Raw genomic sequence first — 20626 nt, forward strand, 5'->3', positions numbered from 1 at the left:
GGATCATCCCTGGCGTGAGAGGAACATGCGCCACGCCTGTCGCCGCTTGATCGCGGCCAATGTCACGTCTGTCGCAACCGGCAGCGCGCGGTCAGCGCCGCGCGCGTTCGGCATGCTTGCCCATGGTGTTGTAGGGCGCATAGGGCGGGAATGCGCCGATCGCGGTCATGTCCACCTCGACCAGCGTGGGGCCATCCACCGCGAGCGCGCGCGCCACGACGGCGCCGAATTCCTCGGCTGCGCCGACGCGGAAATAGGGCAGGCCGGCCAGGGCCGCGAGCGGTTCCAGCGCCGGGCCCTGCAATTCGTCGCCGAAGCGCCTTCCATCCACCACCGCATCCTGGATGTGGCGGATCACGCCATAGCCGCGGTCATTCATCACGATGGTGCAAAGCCGCGCGCGCTCCTGCACGGCGGTCCAGAGCTCGGTGAGGTTCATCGCGAAGCCGCCATCGCCCACCATCGCGACCGTCTTGCGATCGCCCGCGCCCATTGCCGCGCCGATGCCGAGCGGCAGGCCAGGGCCGATGGCCGCACCCACCGGATGTACCGCATCGCGCGGGCCATAGACCTCGAAGATGCGGTTGCCCCAGGTGGAGTTGCTGATGGTGATGTCCCGCACCCAGAGTGCGTCGCGCGGCATCACGGCGCGGAGCTGCTTCGCGAAGCCGGCATAGGGGCCGAGCGTCGCCTCATATTCCTCGATGGCGAGCGCCTTGGTGCGCGCGACATCGGCGGCATAGCCGGGCTCCACCGCGATGCGGCCCTTGAGGCGCCGCGCCAGGCCCTGCGCCACCAGCTCCGCATCGCCCTGCAGGAAGTAGCGGTTGGGATAGGTGCGCCCATTCGCCGCCGCATCCACATCCACCTGGATGAGGTTGGCCGGCAGCTTCATGGAGAATTCCATCATCTCATGCCCGCGCAGGCGCGAGCCGAGCACGAGCATGGCGTCCACGCTTTCGTAGAAGCCCAGGATGCGTGGTGCGCCATTGCCGTGCAGCGCGCCGAAGCTCATCGGGTGGTCCTCGGGGATGATGCCGCGCCCGTTCCAGGAGGAGACGGCGGCGAAGCCGAGGTCGAGCAGCGCCCGCGCCCCCTCGCCCGCCTCTCGCGCGCCATTGCCCAGCCAGATCATGGGCCGCTTCGCGCGGGCCAGGATCTCCGCCACCTCATCCAGCGCGGCCTCGCTTGGCGGCAGTGGCGGGGGCGGCGTCAGCGTCAGCGAGTCCAGCTCGCCCGGGCGCGGGATGACGGCGCGTTGCAGATCGATCGGGATCTCGACCGAGACCGGGCCGCGTGGCGGCGTCATCGCCTCCTGCGCCGCGCGCAGCAGCACGCCCAGCGCCTCGCTCGCCGCCCGCACGCGATAGGCCGCCTTGCCGGAGGCGGCCAGGATCGCCGTCTGGCCCGGCACGTCATGCACCGTGCCCATGTCGCGATCCACGAATTTCGTCGCCGTCTGGCCGGTGATGTGCAGCACGGGCGAGCCCGCGAAACGCGCCTCCACCAGCCCGCCGATGCTGTTGGCCATGCCTGGCCCCGTGCTGGTGAAGAGCACGCCAAGGCCGCCTGTGACCCGCGCATAGGCGTCCGCCATATGGGCGCCGCCCATCTCGCCGCGGCACATGACGTAGCGGATGGCATTCCGCCGGCCGATCGCGTCCAGCATCGGGATGTTGTGGACGGAGACGATGCCGAAGACCGTGCTCACGCCGATGCGCGAGAGGAATTCGGCGACCAGGTCGCCCACGGTGTAAGGGGTTTGGGTCATGGCGCTTCCTCAGGGTTCTTGGCGCGCATCGTGTCACGATGCGCGCCAAGCGCCAGCCCCTCGGTTCAGACCGCGCCCTGGGTGTTCACATAGATCGAATAGAGCGACTTGCTCGCCGCCATGAAGAGACGGTTGCGGTGCCGCCCGCCGAAGGCGAGGTTGGCGCAGCGCTCCGGCAGGTCGATGAAGCCGATGGGCGCGCCGGCCGGATTGAACACCTTCACGCCATCCAGCCCCGGCGCCCCCATGCCCCAGCCGCACCAAAGGTTGCCCGCCACATCCACGCGGAAGCCATCGGGCGTCTCGCCTGCCTCGCAGCGCACCAGCACGCGCCGGTTGCGCAAGCCGGCGCCGGCCACGTCATAGGCCAGGATATTGCGCGGCTCGCTGCGGCTTTCGATGACGTAGAGGATGCTCTCATCCGGGCTGAAGGCGAGCCCGTTTGGGTGATTCACGTCATCCGCCACGCAGGTGATGGCGCCGGTCTGGCCATCCAAGCGATAGAGATTCGTGTGCGGCAATTCGGCCTCGCGCCGCTCGCCTTCGTAGAAGCCCAGCAGGCCGAAGGGCGGGTCGGTGAACCAGATGCTGCCATCGGATTTCACCACCACATCATTCGGGCTGTTCAGACGCTTGCCCTGATAGTGTTCGGCGATGACGGTGATCCGCCCATCATGCTCGGTGCGGACCACGCGGCCGGTCAGGTGCTCGCAGGTGACGAGGCGGCCTTCGCGGTCCCGCGTGTTGCCATTCGCGTTGTTGGACGGCTTGCGGAACTCATCCACCAGCCCCGTGCTCTCGGACCAGCGGAGCATCCTGTTGTTGGGGATGTCGGACCAGATGAGGCAGCGATGATCGCCGAACCAGACCGGCCCCTCGCCCCAGCGCCCGCCGGTCCAGAGGCATTCGAGCCCGGCCAGCGGCAGGCGCAGCGCGTTGAAGGCGGGGTCCAGCACGCGGACGGCGGGGTCGGGGTAGCGCTCCACCATGTCGCTCATCGGCCCTGAAACACGCCCTGGCGCTTCTCCAGCATGGCGTTCACCGCCTCCTTGTGGTCCTCCGTCTCATGCGCGATGGCCTGGAAGGCGGCCGACAATTCGAGCAGCGAGTGCAGCGACATATGCTGCCCCTCGCGCAGCAGGCGCTTGGTCATGCGCAGCACCTGGGGCGGGTTCTTCGCGACACGGGCGGCGAGCTCCCGCGCCGCGCCCATCAGCTCGGCATGCGGGACGACGCGGGAAACGAGCCGCGCGGCCAGGGCCTGCTCGGCGTTCAAGGGATCGCCCGTGAAGGACATCTCGGCCGCCATGGCGAGGCCGACGGCGCGCGGCAACAGCCACGCGCCGCCATCGCCGGGCACGATGCCCACGCGCACGAAGCTCTCGGCGAAGATCGCCTTGTCGGAGGAAATCCGCATGTCGCACATGCAGGCGAGGTCGAGGCCGGCGCCGATGGCGGCGCCGTTGACGGCCGCGATGGTCGGCACGTCCAGCTCCCAGAGAGCGAGCGGAATGCGCTGGATGCCGCGGCGGTAGTTCTCGCGCATCACGGCCGGGCTGTCGGCCGCCATGATCCCCTTGCGGTCGCGCATGCCCTTGAGGTCGCCGCCGGCGCAGAAGGCCGGGTCGGCGCCGGTGACGATGACGCAGCGCACGCTGTCGTCACGAGCGATGCGCTTGCAGGCGGCCTCGACCTCGTCGCAATCCTCGAAGCCCGAGATGGCGTTGCGCCGCTCGGGCGCGTTGAGGGTGAGGGTGACGACCGGGCCGTCCTGCTCGATCTTCAGAAAATCAGCCATCAGTCAGCTCCTTGCGCATCCCGCGCGGTGATATCCGGCCAGAGATTGGCCCCGCCGCGCGCCATGGCGTCGCGGCCGATTTCGGTGGCCCAGAAACGCTCCGTGCCGCCCTCCTCCCGCCAGGCCCAGAGGCGGCGTGTAAAGTGATGCAGCTCGTGATCCTCGGTGATGCCGATGGCGGCAAAGACCTGATGGACGGTGGCGGCACCCATGGTCGCGGCCTCGCCCGCCACGACCTTGGCGCAGCCGATCTCGAAACCCGCTTCGGCCAGGCCGCGCGCATCCACGGCGCGGGCCGCGGCCTGCACGGCGACCTGCACCGCCGCCACCTCGCCCGCCATGGCGGCGAGCTGCTGCTGCACCGCCTGGAACTTCCCGATGGCCCGGCCGAACTGCTTGCGCGTGTTGGCCCAATCCACCGCCAGCGCCAGGATACGCTCGAGCGCGCCGGCGATCAGTGCCGCCCGGATCAGCGCGAGGCCCAGCAGCGCAGCACGCGGCCCCAGCGCATTGGGCAATTCGCCACGCGCGATGCGGTCGCCGGGCGTGACGGCATCGCGCGGCTCGCGGCCGATATTCTCGCCCGGCGTCACCTGCCCCGTTGCGTGCAGCGTGACGGCGGCCCCCTTCGGCACCACCAGGCGCGCCGCATGCCGGCCGAAGGGCACCGGGCCCTGCGCGAGGCCGATCGGGCCTTCCGGCACCTCGATCCCGGCCGCCGAGAGCAGCGCGGCCCCCAGCATGGTCTCGGCGATGGGGGCCGGCGCGCCATGCCGGCCCAGCACCTGCCAGAGCGCCGCCGCATCGCCCCAGGAGAGGCCGACGCCGCCCGCCTCCTCCGGCACGAGGGCCAGGTTCAGCCCCTGCTCCTCCAGCCCGGCCCAGAGGCCAGCGGGCCACTCGCCCGCCTCGACGGTGCGCAGCAGGGCCACGCCGCCGCCATCGGCCATCAGGCGGTCCACCTGCTCGACCAGGATCGAACGCAACTCGCTCATCAGCGCAGCCCCCCCTAACGCAGGCCAAGATCGCGCGCGATGATGCCGCGCAGGATTTCCCGCGTGCCGCCACGCAGGCTGAAGGTAGGGGCAAGCTGCGCCAGGCCCGCGAGCATGCGCGTGAGTTCCTGCGGGCTGTCGGCGGGGTCGATCAGGTTGCGGATCTGCTCGGGCAGCGCCTGCTCGAAGACATTGCCGGCGTCCTTGACCAGCGCGGCCTCGACGGCGGGGGATTCGCCCCGCTCCAGCATGCCACCCACCGAGAGCGACATGCCGCGCAGCGTGTTGAGGCGCGCCACCATGCGGCCGATGGTGACCTCGGCGCCGGGCGTGGGGGCCGCGTTCAGCGCATCGATGCCTGCGGCCAGTGCGGGATAGGAGGAGAGGTAGCGGTCCGGGCCGCTGCGCTCGAAGGCGAGTTCGCTGGTCGCCTGCGCCCAGCCCGCACCCTCCTGGCCCAACAGGTCATCCTCGCGCAGCACCACATCGTCGAAGGTGACTTCGTTGAAGCTCTCCTCACCGGCCAGGTCGCGGATCGGGCGGATGGAGATGCCGGAGAGACGCAGATCCACCAGGAATTGCGAGAGCCCCGCATGGCGCGCGCCCCCCTCCGGCACGGGCGAGGTGCGGACCAGGGCGATCATGTAGTCGCTCTTGTGGGCGAAGGTGGTCCAGATCTTCCGCCCGTTCAGCTTCCACCCGCCGGGCACGCGTTCCGCCTTGGTCCGGAGATTGGCGAGGTCGCTCCCCGCCTCGGGCTCCGAGAGACCGATGCAGAAGGCGAGTTCGCCGGCCGCGATGCCAGGCAGGATTCGCCGCCGTTGCTCTTCGGTGCCAAGGCGCAGGATGAGCGGGCCCGATTGCCGGTCGCCGATCCAATGGGCGCCCACCGGCGCGCCGGCCGCCAGCATTTCCTCCAGGACGACGATTCGCTCGAGGCCCGAGCGCTCATGCCCGCCATAGGCGGCGGGCCAGGTCATGCCGATCCAGCCACGGCGGCCCACGGCGCGGGAGAAGTCGCGGTCGAAGCCCATCCAGCTCCGCGCCCGCGTCTCGGGGGTCCAATCCCGCCCGGCCTCCGCCAGGAAGTCGCGCAATTCACGGCGCAATTCGGCCGCGCGCGGCGGGGCATCGGGCAGGTCGAAACGCATGATTTTTCCTCCGACGCGGAGGCTAGCAGGGGGTGGGGGAAGCAGGAACACCACCCCCCGCCCGCCATCTGCACTTGCGAGTCATTCGCAAATAGACTAGCAACCTTCTCATGACCGAAGCCGAAGACCCCCTGCCCTTCCGCCCGCCGCGGCCGCCCGATCGCGGGCCGCGCCGCCGCAGCCTGGATGCCGAGGTGCTGTTCCGCGACGGCCCCGAGGTCGAGATCCACCACAAGGAGGAGGTCTATCGCCTGCGCCTCACGCGCGGCGGAAAACTCATCCTCACCAAGTAGTTCCTTTCCGTCTTCCCGCGTCAGCCAGCCCCGGACCCGAGTCCCGCAAGCCAGCGCGCCATCCGCCGCCCACAGCCGAAGGGGCGCGCGATGGCACCCATCCGCAAGGCCTTGCCGTGTCCCGCTTTCCCGCCGCCCTGATGCTCACCACCGCGCTCGTCCTGCCCGCCTTCGCGCAGGAGGCCGCAGCACCCGCCACAACGCCGGCTGCGGCTCCGGCCGCCAACCCCGCCACCGCGCCCGCCGCCACGCCACTCGACACCGTCACCTCCACCGCGACGCGCACGCCCCAGGTGGCGGGCGATTCCGCGGTCTCCATCTCGGTGATCACGCGCGAGGAGATCCTGCAGCGCCAGCCGCGCTCGCCGGTGGACCTGCTGGGCGACGTGCCGGGTGTGGAGATCTCCGGCGCGCCGCGCACCAGCGCGCTGCAGCCCACCATCCGCGGCCTGGGCGATGAGCGCATCGTGCTCCGCATCGACGGTGTGCGGAACAACTTCAACGCGGGCCATCGCGGCCGCACCTTCATCGACCCGGAACTGCTGCGCCAGGTGGATGTGCTGCGCGGCCCCTCCTCCTCGCTCTACGGCTCGGGCGCGCTGGGCGGCGTCATCTCCTTCCGCACGATCGACCCGGAGGATGTGATCCTGGGAAGCGCGCCGGTGGGCGGCTTCTTCTCGGGCGGGTATCAGACGCAGGGCGCCTCGGCGCGCGGGCTTGGCGTCATGGCCGCGCGCGCGGGGGACTTCTCCGCCCTCGTCGCCTCCTCGGGCTTCCGCAACGGCCAGTACCGGGACGGTGCGGACCGCATCATCCAGTTCAGCGGCGACAATGTGCTGAACCTGCTGGGCAAGCTGAACTGGAGCCCGGGCTTCCACCGCTTCCAGCTCCAGGCCAGCCGCTACGAGAACGCGAACCAGATCCCGATCGCGGCCAATACCGCCACGACCACCGGCATCGCCGAGCGCACCACGCTGCAGGAGAGCGTCTCGCTGCGGTACAACTACGCCAACCCGGCGATGCCGCTCTTCGAGCCGAGCCTCACGCTCTACAACAACTATGTCGAGCTGAACGAAGCGCGGATCGCCGCCCCCAACGCGCGGGACCGTACGCGGCTCAACACCAAGGGCATCGAGGCGCAGAACACCTCGCGCTTCACCCTCTTCGGGCCGGAGCGCCACACCTTCGTGGTCGGTCTCGAAGCCTATCAGGATGAGCAGCGCGGCTATCAGAACGGCCTGCCCCGCCTGCAATTCCCGAGCGCCAACCAGGATGTGCTGGGCCTCTACGTCCAGGATGAGATCCGCTGGGGCAATTGGACGCTGCTGCCCGGCGTGCGCTTCGACCGTTTCCAGCAGGAGCGCGGCTCGGGCGCCAATTCGCAGGACAACAGCCGCGCCTCGCCGCGCGTGAGCCTCGCCTGGCAGGCGACGCCCTGGGCGCAGCCCTATGTCTCCTATTCGGAGGCCTTCCGCGCGCCCTCACTGACCGAGCTCTATGTCGGCGGGCAGCATTTCCCGGGCAATTTCTTCGTGCCCAACCCGAACCTGCAGCCCGAGACGGCGAAGAACATCGAAGCGGGCGTGGATCTGCGCTTCCGCGACGTGCTGAACGAGAATGACCGCGTCCGCGGCCGCATCGCAATCTTCCGCAACAACATCCAGAACTTCATCGAGCAGACGGTGGGCCGCACCACCACGACCAGCGCCAATATCGGCGAGGCGCGGATCGAGGGCATCGAGGCGGAGCTGCAGTACGACACGCCCTTCTGGTTCGCCCGCCTCGCCGGCTCGGCGCTGCGTGGCACGAACCTCGAGACCAACCTGCCCCTGGCCTCCATCCCGGCCCAGCGGCTGACGCTCAATGGCGGCTACCGCTTCCTCGAGCAGGGCCTGACGCTCGGCTCGCGCCTCGCGCTGAACGCGGCGCAGGACCGGCTGCCCAATACGGTGAACTACCGCGTCACCGCGGCCTCGGCCGTGTGGGACCTCTATGCCACCTGGCAGCCGACCTTCGCCCCCAACCTGCGCCTCGACGTCGCCGTCAACAATGTGACGGACGCGACCTATCGGCGCTCCAACTGGAATGGCGTGCCGACGCCGGCCTATGCCGAGATCGGGCGCAACTTCCTCGTGGCGCTCCGGGCCAGCTTCTGAATGCGCGCGGCCCGGCCTGAACGCTTGCCAGGGGGTGCGGCCGGCGCCTCGCTCGCGCTGCATCTGGGCGCGGGCCTCTGGCTGGCGCTGGGCGCGATGCCGGGCGGGCCGCCCGGGCGCGAGGTGCTGCGCGAGGTGCCGGTGGTCTTCGCCATGCTCGCACCGGCCGCGCCGGGTGAGGCGGAGGAGCCGCCCGGGCTGCCTGAACTGGAGGCGCCATCGCTGGCGCCCGCGCCCGCCGCAGCGGACCCGGAGCCGGAGCGCGTGACCGAGACGCCTGCCGGGCCGATTGCGCCGGCGCAGCCCGTGGCCGAGGCCGCGCCCCTCCCGGAGCCGCCATCCCTGGCCGAGGCAGCGCCCGCCCCGATCCCGGAACCAGCGCCCGTGGCCGAGGCGCCCCCGGCGCCGCTCGCCTTGGCGGAGGCCGCACCCGAACCCTTCCCCGAGCCCGAGGCCCTGGCCGAGCCCGCACCGGTCGCGGAGCCACGGAACCTGGCCGCGCCCCCTCCCCCGCCCAGCCCGGAGCCGCCGCGCCGCGCCGAGGCCCCACTGCCGCGCCCACAGCCTCCCGCCGCGCCACGGCCGCGGAGGGCGCCACCGACACAGAGCGCAGGCCGCGGCGCCCCGCTCGAGGCCGCCACGCTCGCCGGCCAGGCAACGGCCATCCCGGTTGCGGCCGCGGCCCCCCACCCGGGGCCGCCGCCCCTCATCACGCAGGCGCGCTACCGCCATCCGCCGACGCCGCCCGCCTATCCGCCGCGCGCCATCTCGCTGCGCATGGCCGGCACCGCGCTCATCCGCGCCCTGGTCGGCCCGGATGGCCAGACGCGGGAAGTGCGGCTGCACCGCTCCTCCGGCTTTGGCGAGCTGGACAACGCCGCTCTTGCCGCCGTCCGCGGCTGGGCCTTCGCCGCCGCCACCGAGGGCGGCCGCCCCATCGAAGCCTGGGTGGAGGTGCCGGTGCGCTTCCGCCTCGACGACTGACCCATCCCAACAGGAGCAAGACCATGAATCTCAGCGCCCGCCATGACGAACTGATGCGCCAGGAGCCGCGCCTGCGGATCCGTGACGCCGCGCAGCGCCTCGGCACCACCGAGGCCGCACTCGTCGCACTGCAAGGCGGCACGACGCTGCGCCCCGACTGGCCCGCCCTCTTCAGCGCCTTGCCGGAACTGGGCGGCATCATGGCGCTCACCCGCAACGAGCACGCGGTGCATGAGCGGCACGGCCGCTTCGAGGATGTCTCGGCCGGGCCGGGCCATATCCTGGTGACGGGGCCGGACATCGACCTGCGCCTTTTCACGCGGCGCTGGGCCTATGCCTTCGCGCTCGCCGGCGAGCGTCCCTCCCTCCAGATTTTCGACGTGGATGGCGAGGCGGTCCACAAGATCTTCGCGACCGAACACACCGATCGCACGGCGTGGGACCGGCTGGTGCAGCGATTCATGAGCCTGGCCGCCGCCGCGCCCCCGCCCCTGGCCGTCCCTGCCGCCGAGGCCAAGGCCGAGGCCCTGGTGGACGCGCACGCGCTGCGGAGCGAGTGGCTTGCGCTGCGCGACACGCATGACTTCTTCGGCCTGCTGAACCGCCACAAGGCGACCCGGCGCCAGGCCTTCCGCCTGGCGGGCGAGGATCTGGCGCTGCGGCTGGCCCCCGAGGCGGCACGCACCACGCTCGAGCTCGCGGCCGCGCGCGAGGTGCCGATCATGGTCTTCGTCGGCAACCGCAACGCCATCCAGATCCACACCGGCCCGGTCAAGCGCCTGCTGGCCACGACCGGCTGGTTCAATGTGCTCGACCCCATGTTCAACCTGCATCTGCGCGAGGCGGGCGTCGCCGAGGCGTGGCGCGTGGTGAAGCCGACCGAGGATGGCGCCGTCACCAGCATCGAGCTGCTGGATGCCGCGGGCGAGACCATCGCGATGCTCTTCGGCGCCCGCAAGCCCGGCCAGGCCGAGCGCGAGGATTGGCGGCGCCTGGCCTGCGACGTGGCCGAGGCGCATGCGCGGGAGGCGGCGGCGTGATCAGCCGTCGCCTTCTCACGGCAAGCCTGCTGGCGGCACCCGCGTTCGCGCTTGCCGCGCCGCCGCGCATCGCGGTGGCTGGCGGCGGGGTCGCGGAGATGCTCTGCGCACTCGGGCTGGAAGCGTGCCTGTGCGGCGTCGATTCCACCGCGCTGCATCCGGCGCGGCTGCGCACCCTGCCGCAGCTCGGCTACCAGCGGGCACTCTCGGCCGAGGGTATCCTCTCGCTCAGGCCGGACATGCTGGTGCATGCGCATGAAGCGGGGCCGCCCCAGGTGCTGGCGCAGTTGCGCGCGGCGGGCCTGCCCCTGCTGGGGGTGCCGCGCATCGCCGATGCCGAGGGTCTGATCGCGGCCGTCACTGCGCTGGGGGCGGCGCTGGGTGTGGACCCGGTCCCCGTCGCGACGGCGTTGGCGGCGGATTTCGCCGCACTGGCGGCGATGCTGCCACAGGGCGCGCCGCCGCGCGCGCTCTTCCTGCTCTCGGCCGGCAACGGCGCGCCCCAGGCCTCGGGGCGCGGGACGGCGGCGGCGGCCATGTTCAACCTCGCCCGCATCCGCAACGTGGTGGAAGGCTATGAGGGGTATCGCCCGCTCTCGCCCGAGGCGGCGCTGACGCTCGGCGCCGATTGGCTGGTGGCACCGCAGCACAGCGTGGAGGCGCGGGGCGGCGCGCCCGCCTTCCTGGCGCAGCCGCAGCTGGCCCTGCTGCCGGCCGCGCGTGCGGGGCGCCTCTACACGCAGGACAGCCTCTATCTGCTGGGCTTCGGCCCGCGCAGCGCCCATGCGGCGCGTGACATGGCGGGCGCGCTCCGCGGCGTGACGCTGCCCCCGCTGCCGGAGCGCCCCTGGCTGTGATCGCGCTGCGCCTGCCGCTGCTGGGGGGGCTGACGCTCGTCACCCTGGCGCTGCTGCTGGGCGTGGGGGCGGTGCCCATCCCGCCCTGGCGTGTGGTGGGCGCCGTCTTCGGCTCGGGCATCGGGGCGGATGGCGCCATCATCTGGGGGCTGCGCCTGCCGCGGACGCTGCTGGCGGCCCTGGCCGGCGCGGCGCTGGGGCTCTCGGGCGCGGTGATGCAGGGGCTGTTCCGCAATCCGCTGGCCGATCCCGGGCTGCTCGGCGTCTCGGCAGGCGGGGCTTTCGGGGCGGTTGCGATGATCGTGCTGCTGCTGCCCCATGTGCCGCCGCCGCTGCGGCCGCATGCGGTGGCGCTGGCCGCCTTCGCCGGCGCGCTTCTGGTGACGGCGCTGGTGCTGCTGCTGGCGCTGCGCGAACGGCAGGTGGGGGTCGCTGGCCTGCTCCTGGCGGGCATCGTGCTCAATGCCTTCGCGGGTGCGGGCACCTCGGCGCTGATCTACGCGGCGGACGACATGCAACTGCGCGACGTGACCTTCTGGACCATGGGCTCGGCCGCGGGCGCCACCTGGCCGGTGCTGGGGGCGACGCTGCTGGCCGGCCTGCCCCTGCTGCTGGCCGCCCCCTTCCTGGCGCGCGGCCTCGACGCGCTGATCCTGGGCGAGCGCGAGGCGGCGAGTCTCGGGATTCGCGTGGAGTGGCTGAAATGGGGCGCGGTGGGGCTGGTGGCGCTGGCGGTGGGCGGCGCGGTGGCGGCGACGGGCCTGATCGGCTTCGTCGGTATGGTGGCGCCGCATCTGGTCCGCCTCGCGGGCGGTGCCGGGCATCGCTGGGTGCTGCCCGCCTCGGCGCTGATGGGGGCGCTGCTGCTGGCCGCGGCCGATGGGGTGGCGCGTACGGCTGTCGCACCGGCTGAATTGCCGATCGGCCTGGTCACCGCCCTGCTGGGCGCGCCGGTCTTCCTCTTCCTGCTGCTGCGCGGCGAGCGGGGGCCGCGATGATCCTCCAAGCGCAGGGCCTGCGCGTGACCCGCGCCGGGCGCGTGCTGCTCGATCTGCCCGCCCTGCGCGTGGCGCCGGGCGAGGTGCTGGCCGTGCTGGGGGCGAATGGCGCGGGCAAGTCCACCCTGCTGCGCTGCCTCTCGGGCGAGCTCAGCCCCGATGCGGGCGAGGTCACGCTGCTGGGCCGGCCGCTCGCGCGGTGGGGAGCGCGGGAGATGGCGCGCCACCGTGCCGTGATGCCCCAGGCCAGCGCGCTGGCCTTCCCGCTCCGCGCGCGAGAGGTGGCGGCGCTGGGCCGCATCCCCTGGGGCGGCGGCGAGGCCGGGGTGGACGCCGCATTGTCCTCGGCCGGTGCGGCGCATCTGGCCCAGCGCTGGTATGGCACGCTTTCCGGCGGCGAGGCGCAGCGCGTACAGCTCGGCCGTGTGCTCGCGCAGCTGCATGGCACGCCACCGGGCGACAGCCTGCTGATGCTGGATGAGCCGACGGCGAGCCTCGACCTCATGCACCAGCACCGCATCCTCGAGGTTGCGCGGGCGCGCGCCGCCGAGGGGGCGGCGGTGGTGATGGTGCTGCATGACCTGCACCTTGCCGCCCGGCATGCAACGCATGTTCTGCTGCTGCGCGAGGGCGTGCCGCTGGCGAGCGGGACGGTGGCGGAGATGCTGGAGGCGCCCCTGCTCAGCGCCACCTACGGCGTGAGGATGCGGCGCGTGCCGGACCCGGCGGGCGGGGCCACGATCTTCGTCCAGGCATGAATCGCGGTGCGGGTGGTTCCCCATCCGCCCAACCGACACTAGTTTCCCCTCCAACCCAGGGGAGATGAGCGGATGGACAAGTTCGGAATTGGCCAATCGGTGCGGCGCAAGGAAGATGTGCGGCTGCTGACCGGCATGGGCCTCTACACGGACGACATCAACCGCGACAACCAGGCCTGGATGGTGGTGCTGCGCAGCCCGCATGCGCATGCGAAGATCCTCTCGATCAACACGGACGCCGCCAAGGCCGCCCCCGGCGTCGTCACCGTGCTGACCGGGCATGACGCCAAGGCCGATGGGCTGGGCCTCTTCCCCGTCATGGTCGAGGTGCCGGGCAAGGACGGCAAGCCGCTCTGGTGCCCCGAGCGCCACATCCTGCAGACGGACGCGGTCCGATTTGTGGGCGACCCGGTCGCCATCGTCGTCGCCGAGACGCGCACCGAGGCGCAGGACGCGGCCGAGATGATCGAGGTGGATTACGACATCCTGCCCAGCATCACCGACACCGCGACGGCGCTGGACGAGGGTGCGCCCGTGATCTGGCCCGAGCGCGGCTCGAACCTTTGCGTGCATTGGTCCAATGGGCGCGAGGCCCAGGCCGAGGCCGCCTTCGCCAAGGCCGCCAAGGTGGTCAGCGTGGACCTGGTGAACAACCGCCTCGTCGGCAATCCGATGGAGCCGCGCGTGGCTCTCGGTGAATACGACGCGGCGCAGGACCACTTCACCCTGCACAGCCCGACGCAGGGCGTCGTGCGCGTGCGCGAGAGCCTGGCCAAGTTCATCTTCAAGCTGCCGAAGGAGCAGGTGCGCGTCATCAGCCCCGATGTCGGCGGCGGCTTCGGTCTTCGGGGAAAACTCTTCCCCGAGAGCGCGATGGTGCTCTGGGCCGCCAAGCGCACGGGCCGCCCCGTGAAGTGGCGCGCCGACCGCACCGAGACCTTCCTCTGCGACCCCCACGGCCGCGACCACGTGACCCATGCCGAGATGGCCTTCGACGCCGGCGGCAAGATCATGGGGATGAAGGTCGAGACGGTGGCCGCCATGGGCGCCTACCTGTTCGACTTCGGCCCGCGCATCCCGACGGTCGCCGGCGGGCGCATCCAGGGCACGGTCTATGACATGCAGGATGTCAGCATCAATGTCCGCTGCGCCTTCACCAACACCGCGCCGACCGACGCCTATCGCGGCGCCGGCCGGCCCGAGACGGCCTATGTGATCGAGCGCCTGCTGGATCAGGGTGCGAAGGCCTTCGGCGTCACGCCGGCCGAGATCCGCAACCGCAACTATGTGAAGCCCGATCAGATCCCCTACACCAACTGCGCCGGCAATGAGATCGACAGCGGTCGCTTCGAGGAGACCCAGGCCCAGGCGCTGGCGCTGATGGACTGGCAGGGCTTCGACGCCCGCCGCGCCGAGAGCCAGCGTGCCGGCAAGCTGCGCGGGCGCGGCATCGGCTATTTCATCGAAGCCTCGGGTGGGCAGCCGCAGGAATGGGCGCGCGTGAAGATCAACACGGCAGGCGAGGCGCTGGTGCATGTCGGCACCTTCAGCCATGGCCAGGGGCATGAGACGGCCTTCGCCCAGGTGCTGCATGCGCGCCTCGGCATCCCCTTCGAGAAGGTGAAGCTGGTCCAGGGCGACAGCGACCTGACCCCGGCCGGTGGCGGCACGGGCGGCAGCCGGTCCTCGCAGATGGGCGGCGTTGCGGTCTCGCGCGCCTCCGAGATGGTGCTGGCCAAGGCACGGCGGCTCGCCGCCCATCTGCTGGAAGCGGCCGAGGCCGATATCGAGCATGAGGGTGAGATCTTCCGCATCGCGGGCACGGACCGCACCACCACCTGGGCGCAGCTCGCAGCCAGCGAGGGCATTCCGGACGAGACGCCGGGCCTCGATGAGGAACTGCTCTACAAGCGCAACACCGAGTGCAACTTCCCCAATGGCTGCCACGTGGCCGAGGTGGAGATCGACCCCGACACCGGCATGGTGAGCGTGGTCCGCTATGCCGCGGTGGATGATGTGGGCGTGCCGCTCAACCCGATGCTGGTGCATGGCCAGTGCCATGGCGGCATCGTCTCGGGCATCGGCCAGGCGCTGTATGAACATGCGCGCTACGATGACGAAAGCGGCCAGTTCCTGACGGCGACCTTCCAGGATTACTGCATGCCGCGCGCGGCCGACCTTCCGCACCTGGAAGTCGGGCTGAACGTAGTCCCCTGCCCCTCCAACGACCTGGGCGTGAAGGGCGCGGGCGAAGGGGGCTCCTGCGGGGCGCCGCCGGCGGTGGTGAGTGCTGTCTGCGATGCGCTGGGCATCGCCCATATCGACATGCCGGTGACGCCCGAGAAGGTGTGGCGGGCGCTCTCCATGCGGCAGGCGGCGGAGTAAGCCGCCGCCGCCACAAGGCTCAGCCGGCGGTGATCCCCAGCGCGCGGATCATGCCCCCGATCTCGTTTACGTCGCGCTGGGCGAAGGCGGTGAACTCCACGGGGCCCAGCGGCGTGGGCGAGATGGCGTGCTCCAGCAGGCGGCGCTGCACGATTTCGGTGCGCAGCCCGGCCTGGGTCTCGGCATTGAGCTTCTCCACGACGGCCGGCGGCAGGCCGGCGGGGCCCGATATGCCCACCCAGTTCAGCGCGATGAGCGTCGGGTAGCCGCCCTCGGTCGTCGTCGGCACATTGGGCGCCATGGGGTTGCGCTGGGGCGCGCTGATGGCGATGCCGCGCAGGCGGTTGGCGGCGAAGTGCTCCACATATTGCGGCATGGTGTCGAAGGCGAGCGGCACCTGGCCGTTCAGCAGATCGGGCAGCAAGGGCGCGCTGCCGCGATAGGGCACGTGGGTGAGCTGCACGCCGGCGGCGCGCTGGAACATCTCGCCCAGGATATGGCCGACGGAGCCCGTGCCCGAACTGCCGAAGCTGGCCGGGCTCGGCTGCGCCTTCATCCAGGCGACGAGCGAGGGGAGGTCTGTTGCGGGAATGAAGCGCGGGTTGGTCACGATGGCGACGGGAGCGGCCCCGATATAGGTCACATGCGTGAAGCTGCGGATCGGGTCATATCCGGCCTGCGGATAGAGCGGCGGCGAGGTGGTGATGGGCGCCGAGTTGGAGAGGAACAGCGTGTAGCCATCGGCCGGTTGCTGCGCGACATGCAGCGCGGAGAGCGTGCCGCCCGCACCCGGGCGATTGTCCACCACGAAGCGCTGATTCATCGCGGCCGAATAATGCTCGGCCATCACACGGGCCGTGATGTCGGAAGAGCCACCCGGCGGGAAGGAGACGACGATGCGCACCGGCCGCGTGGGCCAGGCGCCCTGGGCACGGGACTGCACAGCGGGCAGGCAAAGGGGTGCCGCAAGCAAGGGCAATTGGCGACGACGCATGGGCTGGACCTCCATCAACGAAGGAACCCTGCATCATTCATGCCGCATTACGCGTTGATCATCTCCAGCGCGGCCCGCAGCCCCAGCAGCGTCGCATCCCAGACCGGCTTGCCCGCGAATTCCTCGCCGATCAGCGGCACCGGATAGTTGGTGCACCAGCCGAGCAGCACATCGCAATGCGGCGCCACGCGTGCGGCCTGGGCCGCGATCACCTCGCGCTCCGTCGCGGCGTAGGAGAGGTTGTCGGAGAGGCCGAGATGATCCTCCGCGGTGACGGTCCAGCCGCGCGCGGCGAAGGCGGCGATGAGCTTGGCCTGGTAGGCGTCGTTGTAGGGCGTGACGAGGCCGATGCGCGTGGGGCCGCGCGCGGCCAGCGCCGCCTCGAGCGCCAGGCCCGAGGTGGTCGCGGGAATGCCCGTCGCCGCCGTGATGCGCGTTGCCAGGTCACGGTCATGCTCCAGGCCGATGGCACCGCCCTTGCTGCCGTTCCACAGGATCACGCCAGGCTTCGCGTGGCTGAGAAGCTCGGCGGCGCGCAGCATGCCCTCGAGGTCGTAGCTGTCGGGGAACGGGTCGCGCGTGCCATGCACGGGGATGCGCGCGAAGATGGGCAGGACGTCCCGCTGCTCGCGCAGTGCTGCCTGGGTCACCGCCTCCACCACCGTATTGCCCGAGGGCGTGATGGTGCCCAGCACCCTCGGGCCGTGCAGGATCATCGCGCGAGCGAAAGCAGTGAGGAGCGCGGCGGGATGCCGGGCTCGAATTGCGGCCACCGGGTGGAGGGGCGGGCGAAGGTCGCCCCCGGCTCGGCACCGGGGCGGCGTGCCACGGTGAAGATGGTGGCGCCATCCGGGGCCATGACCGCATTGCCGATGCCGGCCGCCCGCGCCGCGCCGTAGAGCATCGTGGCATTGCCGCCCGCATCCACGGCCCAGAGCGTCTGCGCGGTGGTGCCAACCGGCCCCCCGGTGTCGGTGCCGATGAGCAGCCGCCCGCGCGCATCCGCCGTCGCGGTCTGCACGGCGCCGAGGCCCTGGGTGTTGATCATGTTGCCCGCCATGCCCGGGGCCGCCGGGTCGCCGCCATCGGGCGTGAAGGTGAGCACGCCGAAGCCACCCGTGAAGATCAGGCGGTTGCCGCGCGCATCCCAGGAAAGGCCAGAGGGCGCATCGAAGGCCATCGCCCCCGCCGCGCGCGCCGCATCCACCGGATTGGCGGCGGAGCCCTGTGGCAGCGGCATCCAGGTGATGCGGGCATTCTGCAGCTGGGCGACGCTGAGCGTGCCGTTGTCCAGCGCATCCGGCCCACTGGCGGGCCCGGCCGAGACGAAGCGGAAGAGGTAGCCCCCGGCCCCGCGCTCGGCCACATAGACCACAGCCTGGCCGCCGCGCGTCTGCGCCGCCGCCGCATCCGCCTTGCCGAAGCGACCGATGGCGGTGCGCTTCACCGGGATGGATTGCGGGTCGAGCGGGTCGAGCTCGACCAGCCAGCCGAAGCCTTGGCCGGTCTGGAAACGGCGGTCGAGGCCGCCGAGGCGGCTCGACCAGAGCGCCGGGTCACCCTCGGCGAGCAGCAGCGAACCCCAGGGCGTCGCCGCGCCCCCGTTCACGCCCAGCACGCCGAGCACGGAGGAGCCGACCTGATCGGCCAGCGGGCCGGAGACGCGGCAGAGGGTGGAGGCCGTGAGCCGGCGCGACTGGAAGCCGCCATCCACCACGATCCAGCGCCCGCCCTGGACTTCCAGGTTGAGGAGCGAGGCACCCTGCATCTGCGCCGCGACGGCCGGGCGGTCCATGCCGCCGGGGAAGGCCATGGCGGCCTCCACCGTCGGATGCGCGATGGCGAGGATGGCACGCGTCACACCATCGGCCGCCATGGGCGGGATCACCTGCGCCGCGATGCGCGCATCCCAGCCGAATTGCGCGGAGGCGCCATCGGCGTCCAGGTTGTTCGGGTCGAAGGGCGGCGCGTCGAAGGTCACGCGGTCGCCCCAGCGGATCAGGACGCCGCGGCGCAGGCCCGCGCCGACCGTATCATCCTGCTTCACGGCGGGCGCGGTCTGGGCGGCGGCGCCGGGGGGAAGCAGCGCCGGAAGGAGAGCGGGCGCGGCCAGAAGGGCACGGCGGTGGATCATGCGGGCAACTCCTCGATCACCGGAGGTTGGAAGGAACGGACAGGTGGCACGGGGCCGGTCCAGGCCTCGACGCGCACCAGGCAGGATTGGGCGGAGGGGCCCTGGGTCAGGCTCGACGTCCCGATATCGGCGGTCAGCACGTTGGGGTTGCCATGCACGCAGAGGCTGCCGGGCACGCCAGGCTCCAGCGGGTCGAACCAGGCGCCGGTCGCCAGCAGCACCACGCCGCGCGTGAGGTTGGCGTCGCATCGCACGCCGGCGAGGCAGGCGCCACGCGCGTTGAACACGCGCACCACCTGGCCATCGGCAAGGCCGCGCGCCGCCGCATCCTCGGGGTGCATGCGGATGGGCTCGCGGCCCTGGATCTTGTCGGCCGCCGCGATCGGGCCGGGGTCGAGCTGCGAATGCAGGCGCGTCGGCGGTTGCTGGCTCAGCAAATGGAGTTCGTCGGCGGCAGCGGCTCCCAGCCATTCGCGAGGCGTGAGCCAGGTGGGGTGGCCCGGGCAATCGGCGCGCTGGAACGCCGCGATGGTCTCGGAAAACAGCTCCACCTTGCCGGACGGCGTGTCGAGCGGGTTCGCCTCGGGGTCGGCCGCGAAATCGCTGAACTGGGTGAAGGCCTCATGCGCCTCGATGGGCGGCATCTCGACATGGCCCTCTTCCCAGAAGCGGTCGAAATCGGGCGCGGCGAAGCCCTGCCGCGCGCAGGCGGTGCGCCACTTGTCATAGAGGAAGCGCAGCCAGGCGCCCTCGTCGCGCTGCTCGGTGAAGCGGGCGCGGAAGCCCTGCGCATCGGCGAGGTCGGCCAGGATGTCGTGGTCATTGCGCGCGAGCCCCTGCGGCGGGATCGCCTGGTGCATGGCGCGCACGAAGCGGTCGCGGGAGGAATGGGCGATGTCGTTGCGCTCGAGCGTGGTGGTGGCGGGCAGCACGATGTCGGCGTGGCGGGCCAGCGCGGTCCACCAGGGCTCCTGCACCACGATGGTCTCGGGCTTCGCCCAGGCGCGCAGCAGGCGGTTGAGGTCCTGGTGGTGGTGGAAGGGATTGCCGCCGGCCCACCAGACCATGCGGATCTCGGGCAGCGCGAGATCTCGGCCATTGTAGTGCAGCGTGCCGCCCGGCCGCTCCAGCAGCTCGGTCACCCGGCCCACGGGGATGAAGTGCGAGACCGGGTTCCGGGTCGCGGGCAGCGAAATGCTCGGCATCTCGCGCCGTGGATTGCCGATGCCGCCCGAGGAGCCGTAGCCGAAGGCCACCCCCTGCCCCGGCTTGCCGATATTGCCCAGTGCGGCGGCGAGCGCGATCAGCGCCCAATAGGGCTGCTCGCCGTAATCGGCGCGCTGCAGCGACCAGGCGGCGGTGAGCATGGTGGGCTGCGCCAGGCATTGTTCGGCCAGTTCCCGGATGGTGGCGGCAGGCACGCCCGTCAGCGCTTCCGCCCATTCGGGCGTCTTGCCGGCCAGCGTCGGCGCGAGCTTGTCCCAGCCCACGCAATGGGTCGCGAGGAAAGCGCGATCCTCGCGGCCCAGCGTCACGATATGCTCGATCATGGCGAGGATCATCGCCGCATCGGTCCCGGGGCGGATCGGCACCCATTCGGCGGCGAGCGCATCCTCGGTGTCGCCGCGATAGGGCGAGATATTCACGAATCTGAGGCCGGCGGCACGGGCGGCGCGCATGTTGGGGCCGTAGGTCATGGCCGCGCCCCCCGAGGTGACATAGCCGTTCTTGGCGGCGAGCCCGCCGAAGCAGAGCATGAGCTTCGCGTGCTGTGCGATGGCGGCCCAATCCGTCATCCGGCCCAGCACCACCTCATTGGTGCCGACCACATGCGGGATCAGCGCCTGGGCCGTCGCGTAGGAATAGGCGTTGATCGAGGTGGTGTAGCCGCCGCCGAGGCCCAGATAGCGCTGCAGCTGGCTCTTCGCGTGATGGAAGCGCCCGGCCGAGGACCAGCCATAGGAGCCGCCATAGATCGCGGCATCGCCATGCTCGGCGCGGGTGCGGGCGGTCTCCTCGGCCAGCAGCCGCGTCACGCGGTCCCAGCTCACCGGCACGAAGGCGTCCCCGCCTCGGGCATGGCCGGCGCGGCGGCCTTCGAGCCAGCCCTTCCGGATGTAGGGCTGGTCCACGCGCGCGGCGCTGTGCACCGTGGCCGGCATGGAGGCGATGAGCGTGGCCGGCACCGGGTCCTGCGCGAAGGGGCGCACGGCGACGAGGCGCCCGCCCTCTGTCACGGCGTCGAAGAAGCCCCAATGGGCGGCATGCGGCTTGATGACGGTCATGGGAAGGATATTGCCCCCTTTCTCCCC

At 71.4% G+C, this 20626-nt stretch carries 17 protein-coding genes; 8 read left to right on the forward strand and 9 right to left on the reverse strand.

From position 1 onward, the window contains the following. Positions 1 to 91: 91 nt before the first annotated feature. The 5 genes from KTR66_RS06435 to KTR66_RS06455 all read right to left on the reverse strand — a co-directional run bounded on the left by KTR66_RS06435 (position 92) and on the right by KTR66_RS06455 (position 5715). Entirely contained in the window at positions 92 to 1771 is a 1680-nt protein-coding gene (locus KTR66_RS06435; RefSeq protein ID WP_213611593.1) for a thiamine pyrophosphate-binding protein, read from the reverse strand. A 65-nt stretch (positions 1772 to 1836) separates the two neighbouring features. Further along, positions 1837 to 2769: an SMP-30/gluconolactonase/LRE family protein gene (locus KTR66_RS06440; protein WP_213611595.1), complete on the reverse strand. Its 933-nt coding sequence runs from the start codon at positions 2767 to 2769 to the stop codon at positions 1837 to 1839. Further along, complete coding sequence (locus tag KTR66_RS06445) at positions 2766 to 3569, reverse strand: crotonase/enoyl-CoA hydratase family protein (RefSeq protein WP_213611597.1); 804 nt, start codon at positions 3567 to 3569, stop codon at positions 2766 to 2768. Before KTR66_RS06445 ends, KTR66_RS06440 begins: the two co-directional genes overlap by 4 nt. Continuing rightward, a complete protein-coding gene (locus KTR66_RS06450) occupies positions 3569 to 4564 on the reverse strand; it encodes an acyl-CoA dehydrogenase (RefSeq protein WP_213611599.1) in 996 nt (331 codons plus the stop codon). The genes KTR66_RS06445 and KTR66_RS06450 overlap by 1 nt, the downstream gene beginning before the upstream one ends. Positions 4565 to 4578: 14 nt before the next feature. After that, a complete protein-coding gene (locus KTR66_RS06455) occupies positions 4579 to 5715 on the reverse strand; it encodes an acyl-CoA dehydrogenase family protein (RefSeq protein WP_213611601.1) in 1137 nt (378 codons plus the stop codon). 110 nt (positions 5716 to 5825) lie between these two features. Between KTR66_RS06455 and hemP the strand changes: the two genes are divergently transcribed. From hemP to KTR66_RS06495, 8 genes are all read left to right on the forward strand, one after another. Continuing rightward, entirely contained in the window at positions 5826 to 6008 is a 183-nt protein-coding gene (gene hemP / locus KTR66_RS06460; protein ID WP_213611603.1) for a hemin uptake protein HemP, read from the forward strand. 116 nt (positions 6009 to 6124) lie between these two features. After that, the gene (locus tag KTR66_RS06465) at positions 6125 to 8164 is read left to right on the forward strand and encodes a TonB-dependent hemoglobin/transferrin/lactoferrin family receptor (protein ID WP_213611605.1); all 2040 of its coding nucleotides are present in this window, start codon (positions 6125 to 6127) and stop codon (positions 8162 to 8164) included. Beyond that, the gene (locus tag KTR66_RS25170) at positions 8165 to 9148 is read left to right on the forward strand and encodes an energy transducer TonB (RefSeq protein ID WP_213611607.1); all 984 of its coding nucleotides are present in this window, start codon (positions 8165 to 8167) and stop codon (positions 9146 to 9148) included. Positions 9149 to 9171: 23 nt separating this feature from the next. Continuing rightward, positions 9172 to 10188 carry a hemin-degrading factor gene (locus KTR66_RS06475; protein ID WP_213611609.1) on the forward strand — a complete coding sequence of 339 codons (1017 nt, stop codon included), beginning with the start codon at positions 9172 to 9174 and terminating at the stop codon, positions 10186 to 10188. Beyond that, a complete protein-coding gene (locus tag KTR66_RS06480; protein ID WP_213611611.1) occupies positions 10185 to 11045 on the forward strand; it encodes an ABC transporter substrate-binding protein in 861 nt (286 codons plus the stop codon). The genes KTR66_RS06475 and KTR66_RS06480 overlap by 4 nt, the downstream gene beginning before the upstream one ends. Next, positions 11042 to 12043: a FecCD family ABC transporter permease gene (locus KTR66_RS06485; RefSeq protein ID WP_371819044.1), complete on the forward strand. Its 1002-nt coding sequence runs from the start codon at positions 11042 to 11044 to the stop codon at positions 12041 to 12043. Before KTR66_RS06480 ends, KTR66_RS06485 begins: the two co-directional genes overlap by 4 nt. After that, a complete protein-coding gene (locus KTR66_RS06490) occupies positions 12040 to 12801 on the forward strand; it encodes a heme ABC transporter ATP-binding protein (RefSeq protein WP_213611613.1) in 762 nt (253 codons plus the stop codon). The genes KTR66_RS06485 and KTR66_RS06490 overlap by 4 nt, the downstream gene beginning before the upstream one ends. Positions 12802 to 12873: 72 nt before the next feature. Then, on the forward strand, positions 12874 to 15186 hold the full coding sequence (locus tag KTR66_RS06495) for a xanthine dehydrogenase family protein molybdopterin-binding subunit (protein WP_213611615.1): 2313 nt from the start codon (positions 12874 to 12876) through the stop codon (positions 15184 to 15186). A 19-nt stretch (positions 15187 to 15205) separates the two neighbouring features. Here the strand turns inward: KTR66_RS06495 and KTR66_RS06500 are convergent, their stop codons facing one another. Genes KTR66_RS06500 through KTR66_RS06515 form a run of 4 tightly spaced genes read right to left on the reverse strand, consistent with a single transcriptional unit; the run spans position 15206 to position 20599 of the window. After that, positions 15206 to 16180, reverse strand: coding sequence for a tripartite tricarboxylate transporter substrate binding protein (locus tag KTR66_RS06500; RefSeq protein WP_213611617.1), 975 nt, complete (start codon positions 16178 to 16180; stop codon positions 15206 to 15208). Positions 16181 to 16227: 47 nt separating this feature from the next. Next, the gene (locus KTR66_RS06505) at positions 16228 to 16896 is read right to left on the reverse strand and encodes a hypothetical protein (protein ID WP_213611619.1); all 669 of its coding nucleotides are present in this window, start codon (positions 16894 to 16896) and stop codon (positions 16228 to 16230) included. Beyond that, positions 16893 to 18314 (reverse strand): PhoX family phosphatase, encoded by a 1422-nt coding sequence (locus KTR66_RS06510; protein WP_213611621.1) that lies wholly within the window; start codon positions 18312 to 18314, stop codon positions 16893 to 16895. The genes KTR66_RS06505 and KTR66_RS06510 overlap by 4 nt, the downstream gene beginning before the upstream one ends. Beyond that, entirely contained in the window at positions 18311 to 20599 is a 2289-nt protein-coding gene (locus KTR66_RS06515; protein ID WP_213611625.1) for a molybdopterin-dependent oxidoreductase, read from the reverse strand. Before KTR66_RS06515 ends, KTR66_RS06510 begins: the two co-directional genes overlap by 4 nt. Positions 20600 to 20626: the final 27 nt, after the last annotated feature.

Source organism: Roseococcus sp. SDR (assembly GCF_019083995.1).
In the GTDB taxonomy this organism is placed as follows: Bacteria; Pseudomonadota; Alphaproteobacteria; order Acetobacterales; family Acetobacteraceae; genus Roseococcus.